Here is a 1481-nt window from a genome sequence, read left to right as displayed (position 1 = left end):
GGCAGCTACGCGGCTATTACTATCAGTGTTAACGATGGCACAGATAGCGCCAGTTTAACGCCATTTACATTAGAGGTTACCAACACCAACGATGCGCCGGTAGGGCAAAACTTCGCGTTTAACCTCGATGAAGCCGCGACTTTAACCGTGGCACTTGCAAACGGGTTATTAAGTAACGCCAGCGATGATGATGCAGGCGACACACTCAGCGCAGAGCTGGTCAGTCAACCACAATTTGGTAGTGTCAGCTTAAATAGTGATGGTAGCTTTAGTTATCAACATGACGGCAGTGAAAACCACGGCGACAGCTTCACCTTCCAAGTTCGTGATAGCGCAGGTGCGTTATCGGCGGTACAGACAGTAACACTTACGGTAACGCCGGTTGCTGATGCACCGGTTGCCATGGATGACAGTGCCACCACTGCAGAAGACACGCCAGTGAACTTTAGCTTGGTAGCGAATGACAGTGATGCAGAAAATGACCTAGTGGTCGCTTCAGCGGCCATCGTATTACCCGCGAGTAAAGGCACGGTAAGTATCACCAACGGCATTGCCTCGTATACACCGAACAGCAATGTAACGGGGACAGACACCTTTACTTATACGGTAAAAGATGCAGCATTGAATACCTCAACAGCGGCGACAGTGACAGTCACTATTACCCCAGTGAACGACCTCCCTGAGGTACAAGCTATCAGCTTAAGTGTGGATGAAGACACCGCATCAGCAGTGACCAATGTGCGTTCACTGGCCAGTGATGTGGAAGACACCATCCCAACGGGCACGATTAACTTAGTCAGAGCGCCAAGCTCAGGGCAAGTGGTGTTTGACCAAGCCGCGGGTACCTTTGTGTATACCCCAGATGCGAACGTTACAGGGCAAGACAGTTTCACCTACACCATTACTGACAGCGAAGGCGGTGTATCACTGCCAGGAACCGTTACGGTAAATATAGGTGCGGTGAATGACCGCCCCGTTGTTGCTAATGATGCAGTGACGACTGATGAAGATACCGCAACAACGTTAGCTATTTTAGCAAACGACTCAGACGTAGAAGACAGTGGCTTTAATGCTGCCAACGTAAGCCTTGAAAACCAAGGCACGGGGGCGGGCATGTACGATTTTGCGACAGTCAGCGTTAACCTAGATGGTAGTTTAGCTATCGTGCCAAGCCAAGATGTGAATGGGGTATTTAGTTTCACCTACACATTAACAGACAGCGAAGGCTTAAGCTCAACCCCAGCGACCGTCACACTGACCATTAATGCCGTGAACGACGCACCAGTGGCGCTAGATAACACCGCCCAACTGCAAGAAGAAGGTTCATTTGAAGTCAACGTATTGGGTAACGACAGTGATGTTGATATCGGCGACAGCTTAGATGTGAGCAGTGTGACGGTTGTCAGTGCACCAAGCAATGGGCAAACTCAAGTAACAGCAACGGGGGCAATCATTTACACCGCCAATGCAGATTACTATGG

The 1481-nt window shown here is 50.0% G+C and carries 1 protein-coding gene; it reads left to right on the top strand.

The genetic code is table 11. The features are described 5' to 3' along the window. On the top strand, positions 1–1481 hold a 1481-nt coding region (locus H5183_RS21385; protein WP_182732680.1), incomplete at both ends, for a tandem-95 repeat protein.

Source organism: Pseudoalteromonas sp. SR44-8, from assembly GCF_014163635.1.
GTDB classification, from domain to species: Bacteria; Pseudomonadota; Gammaproteobacteria; order Enterobacterales; family Alteromonadaceae; genus Pseudoalteromonas; species Pseudoalteromonas rhizosphaerae.
This window is presented reverse-complemented; position numbering and strand designations above follow the sequence as displayed.